The sequence below is a fragment of the Pedobacter sp. KBW01 genome (genome assembly GCF_003852395.1).
GTDB lineage: Bacteria > Bacteroidota > Bacteroidia > Sphingobacteriales > Sphingobacteriaceae > Pedobacter.
The window spans coordinates 1-16,253 of record NZ_QAJQ01000033.1 but is presented as its reverse complement, the minus strand read 5'-3'; the positions used below and the strand labels follow the sequence as shown (position 1 = coordinate 16,253).

General features: G+C 40.7%; 12 protein-coding genes, 1 tRNA gene and 1 pseudogene. 10 read left to right on the top strand and 4 right to left on the bottom strand.

Going from position 1 to position 16,253, the window contains the following annotated elements:
• Nucleotides 1–42: 42 nt before the first annotated feature.
• The 3 genes from DBR40_RS23690 to DBR40_RS23680 all read left to right on the top strand — a co-directional run bounded on the left by DBR40_RS23690 (nucleotide 43) and on the right by DBR40_RS23680 (nucleotide 5,129).
• Entirely contained in the window at nucleotides 43–3,270 is a 3,228-nt protein-coding gene (locus DBR40_RS23690; protein WP_124562213.1) for a SusC/RagA family TonB-linked outer membrane protein, read from the top strand.
• Nucleotides 3,271–3,290: 20 nt separating this feature from the next.
• Nucleotides 3,291–4,856, top strand: a complete 1,566-nt coding sequence (locus tag DBR40_RS23685; protein ID WP_124562212.1) for a SusD/RagB family nutrient-binding outer membrane lipoprotein — start codon at nucleotides 3,291–3,293, stop codon at nucleotides 4,854–4,856.
• Between the two features lie 196 nt (nucleotides 4,857–5,052).
• Nucleotides 5,053–5,129: transfer RNA gene (locus DBR40_RS23680), tRNA-Asn, on the top strand.
• Here the strand turns inward: DBR40_RS23680 and DBR40_RS23675 are convergent.
• A complete protein-coding gene (locus DBR40_RS23675; protein WP_124562211.1) occupies nucleotides 5,092–5,361 on the bottom strand; it encodes a hypothetical protein in 270 nt (89 codons plus the stop codon). The two genes, DBR40_RS23680 and DBR40_RS23675, sit on opposite strands and share 38 nt — an antisense overlap.
• Before the next feature lie 418 nt (nucleotides 5,362–5,779).
• Between DBR40_RS23675 and DBR40_RS23670 the strand changes: the two genes are divergently transcribed.
• From DBR40_RS23670 to DBR40_RS23655, 4 genes are all read left to right on the top strand, one after another.
• Nucleotides 5,780–6,343, top strand: coding sequence for a hypothetical protein (locus tag DBR40_RS23670; RefSeq protein WP_124562210.1), 564 nt, complete (start codon nucleotides 5,780–5,782; stop codon nucleotides 6,341–6,343).
• Nucleotides 6,344–6,422: 79 nt separating this feature from the next.
• Nucleotides 6,423–6,782, top strand: coding sequence for a hypothetical protein (locus DBR40_RS23665; protein ID WP_124562209.1), 360 nt, complete (start codon nucleotides 6,423–6,425; stop codon nucleotides 6,780–6,782).
• A 7-nt stretch (nucleotides 6,783–6,789) separates the two neighbouring features.
• Complete coding sequence (locus tag DBR40_RS23660) at nucleotides 6,790–7,716, top strand: hypothetical protein (RefSeq protein WP_124562208.1); 927 nt, start codon at nucleotides 6,790–6,792, stop codon at nucleotides 7,714–7,716.
• 134 nt (nucleotides 7,717–7,850) lie between these two features.
• Complete coding sequence (locus DBR40_RS23655; RefSeq protein WP_124562207.1) at nucleotides 7,851–8,459, top strand: hypothetical protein; 609 nt, start codon at nucleotides 7,851–7,853, stop codon at nucleotides 8,457–8,459.
• 241 nt (nucleotides 8,460–8,700) lie between these two features.
• Here the strand turns inward: DBR40_RS23655 and DBR40_RS23650 are convergent, their stop codons facing one another.
• Entirely contained in the window at nucleotides 8,701–9,033 is a 333-nt protein-coding gene (locus DBR40_RS23650; protein WP_124562206.1) for a hypothetical protein, read from the bottom strand.
• A 51-nt stretch (nucleotides 9,034–9,084) separates the two neighbouring features.
• On the opposite strand from DBR40_RS23650, the gene DBR40_RS23645 reads away from it, so the two are divergent.
• A complete protein-coding gene (locus DBR40_RS23645) occupies nucleotides 9,085–9,864 on the top strand; it encodes a sensor histidine kinase (RefSeq protein ID WP_124562205.1) in 780 nt (259 codons plus the stop codon).
• The gene (locus DBR40_RS23640; protein ID WP_199748420.1) at nucleotides 9,854–10,501 is read left to right on the top strand and encodes a response regulator transcription factor; all 648 of its coding nucleotides are present in this window, start codon (nucleotides 9,854–9,856) and stop codon (nucleotides 10,499–10,501) included. Before DBR40_RS23645 ends, DBR40_RS23640 begins: the two co-directional genes overlap by 11 nt.
• A gap of 140 nt (nucleotides 10,502–10,641) precedes the next feature.
• Here DBR40_RS23640 and DBR40_RS23635 read toward each other — a convergent pair whose 3' ends face one another.
• Nucleotides 10,642–11,127: a GIY-YIG nuclease family protein gene (locus DBR40_RS23635; protein ID WP_158674121.1), complete on the bottom strand. Its 486-nt coding sequence runs from the start codon at nucleotides 11,125–11,127 to the stop codon at nucleotides 10,642–10,644.
• Between the two features lie 529 nt (nucleotides 11,128–11,656).
• The gene (locus DBR40_RS23630) at nucleotides 11,657–14,086 is read right to left on the bottom strand and encodes an outer membrane beta-barrel protein (RefSeq protein WP_124562202.1); all 2,430 of its coding nucleotides are present in this window, start codon (nucleotides 14,084–14,086) and stop codon (nucleotides 11,657–11,659) included.
• 1,010 nt (nucleotides 14,087–15,096) lie between these two features.
• Here DBR40_RS23630 and DBR40_RS23625 point away from each other — a divergent pair.
• Nucleotides 15,097–16,253, top strand: a pseudogene (locus DBR40_RS23625) (hypothetical protein); the annotation flags it as partial.

Sequence of the window (16,253 nt, the reverse complement as noted above, 5' to 3'; positions counted from 1 at the left end):
CACGTCTTAATATTGCATCTGTAAACCTTAAAAATTTTATAGATGAAACATCTCTACAAGATGAAGATGTGCATGGTAGCTTTGCTGCTGCTATGCATCACGCCTTATTTTACATGGGCGCAAACAAAAATAGCAGGTCTGGTTAAAGACGATGCACAACAACCTATTCCCGGTGTAAGTGTGCTGGTAAAGGGCAGCAAAAAAGCCACTTCTACCGATCTTTCAGGTCGCTTTACCATTGATGCCAAAAGCGGCGAAACTTTAGTGTTTAGCGCTGTTGGCTTTCTTCAGCAAGAAGTTGAGGTTAGCGGAACCAATCTTACCGTAGCCTTAAAAACAGACTCGAAAAACTTAAATGAAGTGGTGGTTACCGCTCTTGGTATCCGTAAAGAAAAACGTAACCTGGGTTACGCCATTCAGGAAGTAAAAGGCGCCGATTTGGTAAAGGCCAGGGAAGCCAATCCGGTAAACGGTTTGGTGGGTAAGGTTGCCGGTTTAACTGTTGGTGTATCTTCCGAACTTTTGGGACGTTCGTCGCTATACCTGCGAGGTAACAACGTAAACCTGGTGGTGGTAGATGGGGTGCCAATTAATTCGGATACCTGGAATATCAACCCCGATGATATTGATACCTATACCATACTAAAAGGCCCTGCAGCTGCGGCGCTTTATGGTTATCAGGCCTATAATGGTGCTTTATTAATTACCACTAAAAAAGGAAAACTGAACGATAAAGGCTTTGTGGTAGAATTAAATTCGAGCACACAGTTCAACAAGGGTTTTATCGCTTTACCTAAAAGCCAGGATGAGTACGGCCCGGGCGAGCATAGTGCCTATGCTTTTGGCGATGGAAAAGGCGGTGGCTTAAACGATGGCGATTACGATATCTGGGGACCAAAATTTGAAGGTCAGCTTATTCCGCAGTACGATAGCCCAATTGTAAACGGTGTGCGCCAGGGTACGCCATGGGTGGCCCGCGGAAAAGACAACTTAAAGCGTTTTATCCAAACCGGACTGCTTTCGGCCAATAACATTGCGCTATCTTCGGCTACCGATAAATACAATTTAAGGGTATCGGTTTCCAATAACTACCAAAAAGGCATTATCCCGAATACCCAGCTCAACATTAATAACTTTAATGTGAGCGGTACCTATAACATCAGCCCTAAACTAAAGGCCGAAGCTTTTATCAATTACAGTCGCCAGTTTTCTGATAATATTCCAGATGTAAACTACGGCCCGAACAGTGTAATTTATAATATGACACTTTGGGGTGGTGCCGACTGGAATATCGATGATATGAAAAATTACTGGCAAACCGGTAAAGAAGGTATCCAATCTATTTATGCCGAGTACCAGCGTTACCATAACCCTTATTTCATGTCGTACGAGTGGTTGCGTGGCCATAAAAAGAACGATATTAACGGTTATGCATCATTAAACTATAACCTGGTTAAAGGTTTGGATGTGATGTTAAAAACACAGATTTCTACTTACGACCAGCTGAGAACAGAGAAAATGCCATTTTCGGCACACCCTTATGGTCGCGAAGAAGGTTTGGGCGATTACCGCGAAGACCGTAGAAGCATGTTCGAGAATAATACCCAGCTACTTTTAAAATACAATAAAAACGTTGGGGATCTGTTCGAAATCAGTGCCTTTGGTGGTAGTAATGCGCGTAACTTCAGTTACAACTCTAGCTTTACTACAACCGATTATCTGAACGTACCTAACGTTTACAATTTCTCTAACTCTAAAAACCCGGTAAAGGCATTTAACTTTAATTCGAAAATGCTCGTATTAAGTGCTTTTTATTCAGTGGATATCAGCTTTAAAAAGTACCTGAATATTAACACCACGGGCCGTATCGATAAAAACTCTGCTTTGCCAATGGGCAATAATTCGGCATTCTACCCTTCAGTTTCTTTAAGTTCGGTGGTATCTGATTATGTGAAAATGCCTGCTTTTATTTCTTTTGCAAAAGTAAGGGCATCGTATGCTAACGTTAAAGATCCGGGTTTAGGTACTTTAGAATATATTGGTGCAACACCATTGCAAACATATCCTTTGGGTTATGGTGCCGAATACACCTCGTCATATGGCGGTCCGGGTTATGGCATGTCTTCTCCATATAGCGTTAGACCAACTTTTAACAACCAAACCGGTGCTTTTTATACCGATAACCTGATCGATTTAAATGCAGTAAAAGCGCAAAGCCGTACCAATTACGAAGGTGGTATCGACCTTAAGTTTTTAAAGAATAGGTTAGGTTTTGAAGCCACTTATTTCCGTTATATCGACGGGCCAAAAATCATCAGGCAAAACATTTCGCCTGCTACAGGTTACCAAACCAATACCATTAATGGCCGTAAAACACAAAACAGTGGGGTGGAGTTAAGTTTATCTGGCTCACCGGTGCTTACCGATAAATTTGGATGGGATGTGTTGGTAAACTGGTCTACCTATAAACAGATTTATAAAGAACTTGCCCCTGGCGAAACTTCGGTTGATCAGTTCTTCAAAGCAGGCGACCGTATCGATAATATTTATGGTTCGGTGCTGGCTAAATCTCCAAGCGGGCAGGTAATCCACACGTCGAGTGGTACCCCTATTTCTTTACCGGTTAACCAGTTGCTGGGCCATGCCGATCCAAACTGGGTGTGGAGCATCAGCAATAAATTCAGGTATCAGAATTTCTCTTTCAGCTTTCAGTTAGATGGAAAAGTAGGAGGCGTAATGCAGGATTATGTGCGGTTGAAATCTTTTCAGGGTGGTCGCCAGATCGAAACCATTCAGGGTAAAATGGGCGAAGCCAGATATCAGGATTATGTACGGGTAAACGATCCGAATTATAAAGGTACCTGGGTAGGTGATGGTGTGGTTGTAGCCAACGGAGCCAAAATTAATTTCGATCCGGTTACAGGTGTAATTACCAATTACAATCAGCTTACTTTTGCACCGAATGCTACCCCTCAATTGCTGCAGGATTACCTGGGTGTTTTTTATGGCGCTAAGGAAAATACCATGATGAGCCGTACTTATGCCAAATTGCGTGAGGTAACCTTCGGTTATCAGCTGCCTAAAAAGTTATTGGCCAATACTTTTATCCGCTCGGCCAATATATCGGTAGTAGGGCGTAACCTGCTTTATTTTATTAATTCTACCTATAATGATGTGGATGTAGATCAGTATTCGGGCAGAGAAGGCACTTCTACACTGCAAACACCAACTACACGTAGTGTTGGTTTTAACCTGAATGTTACTTTCTAGTCATTAAAAAATATAAGATCATGAAATCAATATATCGCATACTGTTTCTTTTCATCGCAATGGCAGCAGCCACAGGATGTAAAAAAACATTCGAAGAAAATTTTAATAACCCCAATCAGGCCGAGCATGTTCCGCCAAACTTATTAATTAACGGCATTTTGTACAATATGTACGAAGCCCCGTTTTCGGGCTCCGAGCGCTGGAACCAATATACCGCGGCAAATTATTTCTATTATGCCACCAACAATTACGACTGGACAGGTGCATCGTTGGATTATACTACTTTAAAAAACGTAGTTAAAATGGAAGAAGAAGCCAATCGATTAGGTGGCGAGGTAGCCAAACCTTACCTGGCGCTGGCCAAATTCTTTAAAGCTTATTTCTTTATTAAGATGAGCTTAAAGGTAGGCGATTTACCAATGACCGATGCTTTAAAAGGTTTCGCTAACCTTACCCCGAAATACGATACACAAAAGGATATCTTTAAACAATCGATCAGTTGGTTAGATCAGGCCAATACCGATTTAACTGCATTGATTGCTGCCGGAAACAAAGAGCTAAAAGGCGATATTTATCTCAAAAACGATTTGCTGGCCTGGCAGAAAGTGGTAAATACCTTTAGGTTAAGAACGTTGATTCAGTTGAGCAGCCGGGCTGATGATGCTGATTTGCAGGTAAAACAACAGTTTGCCACAATTCTGGGTAATGCTGTCAAATATCCGGTAATGGAGAGCATGGCCGATAACCTGCAATTTGTATACAACGAGAGTTTTAACAAGTACCCGAACAACAAAGATAACTTTGGTAACGATGCCCTACGTTATAACATGGCAGGTACTTATTTAAATACGCTTTCGCAATTGAAAGACCCGCGGGCTTACATGGTGGCAGAGCCTGCCAGGGGTATTGCCGAAGCCAATGGTTATGCGCTTACCGATTACCGCAATTTTGTTGGCGCCAGTACCGGCGAAGACCAGGGGGTGATGCTGGATAAGGTGCAGAAAGGTTTGTATTCATTAATTGGCCGTTACCGTTATTACAGTGGTTATACCGCCGAAAATACTTTCATTATTTCGTATCCTGAGTTATGTTTTATCAAAGCCGAAGGCATAAACCGCGGCTGGGCTACCGGCGATGCGGAAAGCTGGTATAAAAAAGGAATCCAGGCATCTATTGCTTTTTATGGTGTACACGATGGCAGCAATACGGTAACCTTTTTGAAAAAAGATGGTAAACTGGGTGAATTTGAAACCTATGCTGTTAACTTCACTTTTGAAACTGATTATTATGCTCAAACAGCTGTTAAATATGATGGCAATACGGTTAAAGGTTTAACGCAAATCCTTACGCAGAAATACCTTGCTTATTTCCGTAATTCTGGTTTCGAAGCTTACTATCAATACCGCCGAACAGGAGTGCCCGAATTTCAGGTGGGGCCAGGTATTGGTAATAGCCAGCGGATACCGAAACGTTTTCAATACCCCAACATTGAGCGTACCACCAATGGCGAAAACTTAAACCAGGCTTTGAGCCGCCAATATAATGGCGTTGATGATATTAATTTAGCTCCATGGATTGTAAAGTAATTTTAATTAACTGTTTGGTAATCAGTTTAAAATAACTAAAATGGCCTTTCGTTATTTAAGAAAGGCCATTTTGTTTAATAATATTTGAAATATTTGTTGCATAAATCATATTAAAGCGCTAATATTGCACTCCCAAAACAAACAAGCAGATATTTGCTGCAAAGCTTAAAGAAAGTTGTTTTTTGGATAGCCAGATTCCTTCTTAGCTCAGCTGGTTAGAGCATCTGACTGTTAATCAGAGGGTCGCTGGTTCGAGCCCAGCAGAGGGAGCCAGAGTGGGCAAGCACGTTTTACGGTCGCTTGCCCTTCTTTTTTTACCTTCTATCTCATTGTTAATCAGGTAGATCATTTGATGCATCGCGCTCCTCTTTGCGGTTCGATGTTGCAATTCTTCAAATGTGAATTTCTCAGGGAACATCGAACCAATAATTTTTATTTTTTTTTGCATAACTTTTTGATTTACAGTAAGCTGTGTGAATTTCTGCGAGTTTTTCAATTGCATCATCAAGTTATCCATTTAGTTCCTCCAGTGATATAGTATTATTGGATACTTGACCTAAACGGGACTCCATCTAGCATTCATGTAGTTAAATTTTGTATGCCCCCCGAACCAATGCGATTTCATCAGGAAAAAAATACCGGGTACGGTTTTTTACAATCAGAAATCTTTTATTCAGCCTGCTAGAAATCTTCTTGCTTCTTAGTGGTCAATAAGATAGTTCTAGAAAAACGGGGAAACTTACATTATAAATACGGGAAATTCCCCATAGTCTGCCTGCCGATAAGCCGATACATTTGATCCATACATTAAGCAAAAATCATTGTCATGAAAAATAATGTTCTGCCTAGGGCCTTAGGCCCTTAAATAGGGAAATCCAATAAAATCTGGCAACTAAAAATTTAAACAACTTAATTCAATCAAAATGAACTCTTGCTCAATTGCCTTTTCGGTGGCGCTTGCATTAATCGTCATCCTTTTTTTATCGCTTAATAGCCGGCTTCTAGCCGCCTTAAAAGACATGAGTGTCTTGACAAGCGACCAGCGTTCCTACAGCCTTGCAAAGACTACGCTGTTTTTCTGGACGGTGCTTGTCCTGCTTTCTATATGTTATTTAGGTATCGTTCTGGGCAAAGTCCCTGAGCTCAACGAAGGTGTTTTAGCCCTGCTTGGAATCGCTGCTGGCACTACAGCAACAGCAGCCACCATCGACTCTTTACAGAGTCAGGATCCAAAGATTGCACGCATCCAGGACACTTCGGAAACCGAAAATTTCTTTTTAGATATCCTTTCAGATAAAGACGGGATCAGTACTACAAGACTGCAGACCTTTATTTTCAACATCATTTACGGCTGCTATTTTATATCGGTAGTTATCAGCGATGAAAAGCTATTTCTTTTTCCCGCCAAAACACTTATGCTTCTTGGTATTAGTTCCGGTGCATATGCAGTGTTAAAAGTCACAGAAAACCGCCCTGTCACAAAATAGATCTCAGGGAGCAAAACTGATATAATTGCTCAAAGAAAAAAATAAATCAATCTAAAATCAAACACTAAACTAAAACAAGATGAAAGTTCAGAAAAAAACGAATCCGCTAGTCGAAATTCAACTGGCAGAAATGGGTCAGATCAGTTTGTCAATAGCAATAGGCAATGCACAAATCGGTGGAAACCAAGTGAAATTTACCGATTCAGACCAAATCTTCCACAAAGGAGATGTTAATAACCTGGCCCTTGGTGAGGTTGACAGTCTCCGTGGAAGAACTTTGGAGATTATCACCAATGTGCTGGACATCAACCCTGGAACCAATAACATTATCGTCACCGATTATTTTTCTGGAGGTTCGCCCGGTCAAATCGTCACCACAGATACCGTATCAAATAGCGGGGACATCTGCTCGATTACCGCAACTTATAGGTTTAAATAGAAATCACATGAAAAAGATACTCCTGTTTACATTTACCTGCCTGGCGTTTTACGCGAATGCGCAGGTCAAAATGAATGACCTCATCATTCCCGATGCGCCCGGATTAATCTTGGGAGATAAAGCCCCCTCAATGGTAAGCAAACCTTCCACACCAAGGGCATTCAGCGCAAGCTTAATGACCCTTGCTGAAGGTGGGGCGGTCGAGGTTTCACCATACTGGCTCAGTAATAAACCCAATTATACCTATAAAGATTTCATCACCGAAAAATTTCCTTTTTTGCAGACACTGACTTTTTCAGTAGCCACATATAAGGAAAAAAATACTTTTGGATTTGCCCCTGGTTTACGTGTTCAGCTGCTGCGGCTTTATAGTGAGCGTAGCCGCGAAAATCTTCAAAAGAAAGCAGCGGATCTTGTGTCGCTATTGAGTCAGGGAACAACAATAAATCTGGATTCCATCAATAAAGCAAACGAGGCGCTGGATGAAGCTTCCCAGCAGGGACTCCTTGTTGTAGAGTTTGCAGCCGCAGTGCTTGGCAAATCAACAGAAGGTTACCTTAAGGATTTGGACTTTAACAAATCCGGCACCTGGTTAAATATCAAATGGCAGCCTGCAAAATTCCCGGTTGGCCTTGTCGGGCTGGCAAGATATTCATGGAAAAACAATACCTCCAGCCAGGACAGCTCAGCTTTGGATTTTGGTGCAGGCCTAAAGTTTACGAAAGCCAAATGGGATCTTTCTGCCGAGTATGTGAATAGAAGGGAAACCGGGGGCAAGCACTATGAACGACTGGCCTTCGCGGTCAACTACGCCATAAGCGAGAATATAGTTTTAACGGGTTCTGTAGGTAAAGATATATCAGGCGTCAATAACATCATTTCTTTATTGGGCTTTAAAGTTGGGCTATCAAGAAATGAAGCAAAAGATAAATAAAAATCCAGCAAAATAAATTGTCAGATCTTCGTTTAAATTTGTTAATTTAACTCACAAGCAATTGACCTAAAATTACTTACGCGAGAACCATTAATAAATACGCTCTGACAATAAATCATCTAAATCAAATTATTATGGCAAAGAAAAACAAAACCATGAAGGTTCACGGCTATGACAGTGCTCAAAACGAAGTTGAGATCACCCGCGAACAGCCATTTTCCGATGTAAGTACAGGTAAACATTACGGAATGCCTGTGACACCTGAAGCTTTCCTTAACATGATCAGGCGCTTCAAAGACCAGATGCAAAACCCGGACCCCAAAAATCCTTTTAAGGATGTACTTTGGGTAGAATTCAGTAAAGCCTCAATCTTTAGAATTCTTTCTCAGGAAGATTGCGAATACATCCGGTTTTATATGGCAATCCCTGATGAGAGTTCGGGTAAGGCCAGCCTCTCCCTGCAAGGGGTAAAAGCCGACGGGAGTACCATCAAGCGAGAAATACTGGAAAGTATCGCCCAACAGATGGAAACCGATTCCACCGCCGAAGATCAGACCTTGACCATGCAGACCGAAAATTTGCCCCCACCTGTTGAGGAAAAAGGAAATGAAGGATCAACTTTTCACGGTGATCCTGTTAAATCGCTCAATGCGTTTATCTCCAAACCTGAATGGTCGTTCCAGAACAGAAGCTTTTCGGCGTTTATTTCCGACCTTCATGATTTTCAGATAGAGAAGTTCTAGGCATGTTCCGCTTACAGTACATTTATTACCTGCTGATGCTGGCGTGCTTTATTAGAAGTCTGTTTTATATAAAGTTTTACAGGGTCAGGCTGCTGGCCCTGTTGCTGCTTATCTCCATTATAACGGAGATAATGGTAGAAATATGCATTTATAAAAAAACGAACTACTATATTTTTTACCATATTTTCAATATCTGCGAATACACTTTTATAACCCTGATCCTTTATGACTGTATACCTTATCATCCGGTTAAAAAGGCAATGCAGATATCGATACCGGTTTTTGCGACCATTTCGGTATTGATCACCCTAAACCTACAGGATGTTTTAAAGTTGCCGAGCATCAGCAACAGTATTGAAGGCCTACTGGTAATTACCTGGTGCCTGACAACTATGTGGTCCATTGAGCCCACTGACGAACGGAGCATTTTTCGACGGTCCTCCTTCTGGATTGCACTGGCCTTCTTTGTGTATTTTATCGGTACGCTTCCATTTAATGCAATATACAACTCGATGATGGCAGTAAAATCGATGAAAATAAGTACCAGGGTTAATTTTTCAATAATCAATTCCATAGGCAATTACGGATTGTATATCCTTTTGCTTATCGGTTTATCTCAATACAGATGGAAGAAATCTATTCAGCCATTATCATAATATCAATGATTATTCTGGTGCTTTCTGGAGGTATTATTTTCGCAATCATCAATTATAAGGATAAACAGTCAAGGTTTTTGCTTGAAAAACGGGCTATGGAAGAGGAGTTTTCCGGTCAGCTGCTACAGTCAAGGATAGAAGTCCAGGAAATTACTTTTGCCGCAATGTCAAAGGAACTGCATGATAATATCGGGCAGTTGTTGAGCAGTGCAAAAATGCATATTGGTTTGGCAGAAAGGGCATTCCCCCAAACCATCCCATTATTAAATGCCGCGAATGAAACAATTACAGATGCTATATCCGAACTTCGGTCACTTGCCAGATCTTTGGACAGGGAATGGCTTGAACGCTTTGATCTTTTGACAAACCTAAAGGCCGAATGCCAGCGGCTTGGATCAAGCGGAGCATTTGAAATCACTTTTATTCACCCTTCCAGAATATTAATGGCCCCTGATCGGCAGATCATACTCTTCAGGATCATACAGGAAGCCATACAAAATGCCATCCGCCATGCTAAACCAAAATACTTGTTCATCCATATCCTCACCGCTGATGACCAAGATGCTCTTAACATCAAAATCAGTGATGATGGCCCGGGTTTCACTGAACTGGAAGAAGCAGGATTGGGAATGAGTAACATGCGGCAAAGGAGCCTTTTGCTTAAAGGAAAAATAGAATGGATTAATACCGGACAAGGAACCCAGGTTAATATAGAATTACCACTAAATGACATTCCACATGAAAGTTAATATAGGATTGGTCGACGACCATTTGATTTTTTTGGAATCGCTGGCGTTTATGCTGGAGAGTTTCAAGGACTACAATATCTGCGTTAAGGCCACAAATGGAGAGGACTTGCAGCGAAAAATGAAGGGTCTTGATAATTCGCCCGACATGATGCTCATCGATGTAAATATGCCGGTAATGGACGGTATTGCGACAGCGAAGTGGATGAGGGAAAATCATCCTGTAACGAAGCTTGTGGCACTCTCGATGAACAATACTGACCAGGCAATAATTGAAATGCTCCGTGCCGGGTGCTGTTCCTATCTGCTGAAAGACACCCATCCAAATGTTTTTGAAACTGCTTTAGCTGCAATAAATAAGAGCGGTGAATTTAGCGGTGACATCAGTCATCACAAACTAAAGGCCTTGATCAGTTATAAGGAAGAGAAAAAAGAGGTATTTAGCGAAAGGGAGATTGTTTTTTTAGAACTGGCCTGCAGTGATATGACTTATAAGGAAATTGCTGCTAAAATGTTCCTCAGTGAGCGTACCATTGATGGTTATCGCGAAAAACTATTTGAAAAGCTCCAGGTCCAAAGCCGTGTTGGGATGGCGCTAGAAGCCATCAGGCGAAATATCGTTCAGCTGAAAAAGACCTAATTATGCTGTAAGCCTTGGGCATTTCACTTAAATGGGAAGTTTAAGTGCAGGTTTTACTTCTTCACCAATACCATGTTTTATTAGAACTTATTTTCCTTAGCTTTTAAGACTACGCTGAACACCTATTTATTTGATCCTTACTATAATTTTATTGAATGCAATATAGGCTTATATTTCACCTGCAAAATTTTTTCAACTATACTTCTGAGATAGTCGCAATCTTTGGATTGGTCACCAAGTGGTAAATAATAGAAATCAACCTCGCCACGGTAGTTTTTAAAAGCTTCTTTATATCTGGGGTGCCCCCAGGCATTACAGGACTCTAATAAATGCTGATATATTCTTTCGCTTAAATTTTTGCTCACCCCAATATATATACATTCCGTTTTTTGATTTTTAATAAAATAAGCATATACACCCGCAAGGTTTTTTACAGACTCAAATTTCCTTCTGATCTGTTGGTATGTAGTAACTCCATAATGTTCAAAACATTCTTCTCCATGGCAGATAGTTAGCGATTTCCATGGGCCTTCTCCAATGTTGCCAAGCATTCTTTTATCTAAAAACTCTATAAAATCTTCGTTACTGATGAGGTTCTCATGAGTGATATTGAGTTTTTCTTCCATTTTAATGTCTTTTATCCACAAGGGTCTTCGAAGCGGTAAATTCTTTTTTATTGACATCATCTCTTATACCAGTGCTCAAGTATTTGTAACGCTTTGATGCTGAAATAATCTCCAAGGTGTTAAATTATATGAATTATATGGCTTATGAAATCGTTTCCCCTGCTGAAATCAAAGGACTTTTGTGACGTTGTTATTCTCAACTAGCCATATTTCGCAGGGAAATTTTTTGTTAAGGAAATTGAAAAGTTCTTTTGCATTTTCAAACCAAGCTATATGTAGTGATTCAATTATGGCCATACTGAAAACAGGCCTTCCTTTCTCATAATAGCCTTTATAATAATAAGTAGTATCAGAGTTGCTTTCTCCAATAATCCAGAATTTCTCGGATAAGACCAACTGTAAAGGGAAACCCGTATCAGACCTACGTCGAACTATCATCTTTCTTTTTATGTAAGCATTGAATTGTAAATATGGTTATTCGATTGACTAGTACACTATCCAATAGCTTCTGTTTGTAGGATGAATATTTCTACAATCTCCCGCTTTCATCAGCACTGCTTTTCTCATAAGTGCTTTTTTTGAAGGCTTTTCCAGATCTAAAATTGTATCTCAAAGAAAAATATAGTTTTCTCGTCTGAAATTTTGGATTCCTGGTAATTGCCTGATTGTTGTAATAACTGGTGATGTGTGGGTTGCTGCTAAAGAATATGTCTTCAAGGTTGACATTGATCGCCAACTTATTCTTTAGCGTCTTTTTTGAAATTCCTGCTGAAATATCTCCATAACCTTTTGTGATGGTATTAGCATAGATGCTGCGGGGAGTATAGTATGTGCTCAGGGACAGCGATAGTGTTTTATTGATTTCAAAATCATTGCTGTTCTGGAAAACGAATGTACCTTTTTGGATCTGATACTGATCCCCGGTTACCTGTTTAAATTGTAACAGTAGGGAGTTGTTTGTTGTCCAGAATTTTGTGATGTCGAATGGCGCTGAGAGGTTTACATTGTAAAGCCTTGTATTGCCCACATTTTCCCATGTCTGGTAGAGGATATCTGATTGATCTACAGATACAATCCTTTGAATCTGGCAACTTAGATTAGAATATAGTAGACTTAAATTATATCTGTTCTTTAATGTAAACGTCAGTTGTAGATTGTCCGCAAATGATGGTCTTAAATTGGGATTTCCTGTCGAGATGGTATTGTTGTCTACATAAAATATGTAAGGATTCAAAGTTGAGTAAGAGGGCCTGGCAATTCTCCTGTTGTAAGTGAGTGAGAGATTATAGTATTTTTTTTGGTCTAAATCCCTGCCAAAATAAATGGAGGGAAAGATGTTGAAGTATTTTCGTTGATTGTCCATTTGGTTTCCTAACGAGTGAAGTGAAGTGAGAATGTCTGTTGCCTCGCCTCTTAAGCCAAGTCTGTAATTTAGGTTTAGAAACTTTCCACTTCCTTCAATAAATCCTGCCGTGATCATTTCGTCGTACAGATAATTGAAACTGGATTTCGGATCTGTGAAAAATCCATTGCCTGTAAAAAGCTCAATAGAATTGTCGGTATTTATATATGATTTTGATATGCGGCCACCAAAATTCAGTTCATGCCCGCCTTTAAATACTTTCAGGTACTTAATATCACCGGTGTAAATTCTGGAATGGCTCGGAAAGATAAAATTGTAGAGTGTATCAGATAAAAGGTTGTTGAGGTCGTCTCTGAAAGAGCTTTCGATTTCACTGGACTCTTTTTTGCTGTTTGTTGTGAAATCGCCATTTACACTCAGCCTCGACTTTAATGAGTCGGTATATAAACGGTAGTTGATACCGAAGTTGTGGTATCCGACCTTCGATATATTGTTGAACTGGCCAGCAGATCTTACTGTATTTGTAGGTCCTGTATTTTTTATCAGCGCCTCGCTCAGACTCGATTCTTTTTCAGTTGCATAGTTGCCATTGTAATTAATACTAATGTTTTGCCTGGCATCTACATCATATGCAAGCCCTAAATTAAGGTTGGTTTGGTTCCCCCTTGTTATCCGCTCCGTTTCAGAAGAGAAGGAGGTGCCTGAAATGAGTGTCCTGAACTGTTCATCTGTGAAATACTCTTTTCTTACCTGGTAGCTATATTTAGCACTCAACTGGATTTTGTCTTTCTTTAGGTTAATATTCGCATATGGACTGGTAGAGGGGTACCGGCCCAATCCAAATGATTGCTGACCTCCAAGGTAACCTGTTATGCCATCAACTGTTGTTTTTTTTATATTGATAATTCCTCCCAAGCCTTCGGCCGAAAATTCAGAAGAGGGGGTGCCAAGAATCTCAATGTTTTTAAGCTCTCCGGCATTTATATTTGCCAGATAGTTTTTCAAGGCATTGCCCGTCATTTTCAATGGTTGCCCGTCGAGATAAATTCTTACACCGGAAACACCATTGATGAATATTTCATTGTTCATAACCTGGATCCCTGGTGCATACTGTAAGATCTGGTTAAAGTTCTTCCCTTGCAGGGCGTCATTGCCCTCTACATTGACGATCAGTTTATCATTTTTTCTGGAGATAAGTGGACGCCGACCCACTACATCAACACCATTCAGGATATTTATCTTTTCTTGAAGCAAGAATACGTATAGGCTGTCTGTTGTATTTTTGAAAGAGAACCTGCCCTTGTAGGTAAATGTTGAGGTATGGGAGATTTCAATTAGGAAATAGTCGGCCGGACCTAGATTATCTATGGTAAAAAGTCCGTTTTTGTCCGACGTCCTGGTAACTGTAGGATTTGTCGAGTTTGTTGGAGAGAATATCTTTATGTAGGCATCGGCTAATGCTATGGATTTTCCGGTTTCAACTTTCCCCTTGAAAACTTTGCTTTGGGCAAATGCTTTGATATCGAGGAATAGCAGGATAAGTAAAAAGACTTTTAAAAATTTTAAGGCGGATATAGTCATTAGTTCAAAGTTCATTCATGTCAAAGTCCCTGCATAAATAGTAATATTCTGGGATAGATATGTCGTAAATCTTTTATTAAACGATAAAGTATCCTGTCTCTTTGATCAGGTATGCTAATCCATCAACCCGATGGAACGTCGTAGTTTAAGCAGGAAAAGTGTCTTATTTTACCGTAATGAGCGGGCCCGCCCTGCATTTGTGTTTGAAAAGCAAAAAACGAGTACAAATCCACAAACATTTATTACCATCTTATATCCCTATAGCGGTAATACTGCCCCTGCAATCTTGGTAAAAGAAAATGCAGGCAACGATTTCGCTGGCGGGCATTTAAATCTGAGCCTTACAATTAACAGTAAGGTAAAACAGATAAAAGCAAATTTGAAATAGTGTACCATAATAAGGTTTTTCTTCATTAATACAGAACTTAAGCCTAAGCCTATCCATAGAGCAGCCACCACATCTGGTGGTTGCTCTTATTGGTGCATACCTCCGGATTTTAGCACCAGATCTTTTCAATTATTCCAGCCCAATTACTTTCGCTTAGCTATTGAAAAAATAGTTACCAGACATCATTTTTGATCAATTAAAACGCACCTCGTTTTTCAATTCCAAGATCTCTTACATGGTCAATTCAAATATTTTCCTCTTTGTAGTCTTACGTTTACGGCTAGAAAAACAAATTGTAAACGGTCCGGAAACAATGCTATTCATCTTTTTTTTCTGTAAACACCTACTCAAAACAGGTTGTGTGTTGTTGTTGTATTATTGATAATCAATACGTTAATTGCCTTAAGTATATGTGCGTATTTATAAATTTCTTTATCTTTTTTCATAACTATTTCTTTGTAGTAGGAAAATAAAGCGATTTATTTTTCAAAAACCGTCCCCTCCCCAACATCCCATAAGTAGTTAACTGTCGAGCGCACGGTTCGGCTATTTTATGTAATGCTGAAACTACAAAAGATAGAATTTTTTAAAGCCGTAGGTCATTAATCTATGGTGCGCAAACAATAACAAATAATAAATGAAAAAACGCTTACTCCTCGGCTTAGGTTTATCATTAAGCTTTTACAGTGCGCTGGCTCAGCAAAAAATTACCGACGGTTCAATTACAGATAAAAAACTGCCCAATAAAGACGCAATATTCGAACTGGAAAGTTCAAATAAAGGCTTACTTCATACCAGGGTGGCACTAAAAACCACTACCGATGCATTTCCACTATCGGCACATGTAGCTGGTATGATGGTTTATAACACTGCAACCAGTAACGATGTTGTTCCGGGGATTTATTATAACGATGGAACGAAATGGAATTTGGTTAAAGGATCGAAAGGAGATGCAGGCTCGATTCTGGTCGAAACCCAGCCCGATAAAGATGGGGTGCCTGGCAAACCAGGTGAGCCCGGTGGGCCGGGCGCAGGCGTTACCATTGTAATTAACCGCAGTGGTACCTGGGTATATAACCCAACTACTAATACCTGGACAAATATTAAAGGACCAAAAGGGGATAAAGGAGATGCTGGCACAGTAGGCATTCAGGGTATGTCTGGCACAAGCGGAACTCCGGGTACTCCGGGTTCTGGTACTGCCGGTGCACCTGGTGCAGGCGTTACCATTGTAACTAACGATAGTGGTACCTGGGTTTATAACCCAACTACAAATACCTGGACAAATATTAAAGGACCAAAAGGGGATAAAGGAGATGCTGGCGCAGTAGGCGTTCAGGGTATGCCTGGCACAAGCGGAACACCGGGCACACCGGGTTCTGGCACTGCCGGAGCACCAGGTACAGGTGTTACCATTGTAACCAACGATAGCGGCACCTGGGTGTATAATCCAACAACAAATACCTGGATCAATATTAATGGACCAAAGGGAGATAAAGGCGATGCGGGTGTAGTAGGCGTTCAGGGTATGCCTGGCACAAGCGGAACTCCGGGTACACCGGGTTCTGGTACTGCCGGTGCACCTGGAGCAGGTGTTACCATTGTAACCAACGATAGCGGCACCTGGGTGTATAATCCAACCACGAATACCTGGACAAATATTAACGGACCGAAAGGAGATAAAGGCGACAAGGGCGATGCGGGTGTAGTAGGCATTCAGGGTATGCCTGGCACAAGCGGAACACCGGGTACGCCGGGTTCTGGCACTGCCGGAGCACCTGGTACAGGTGTTAC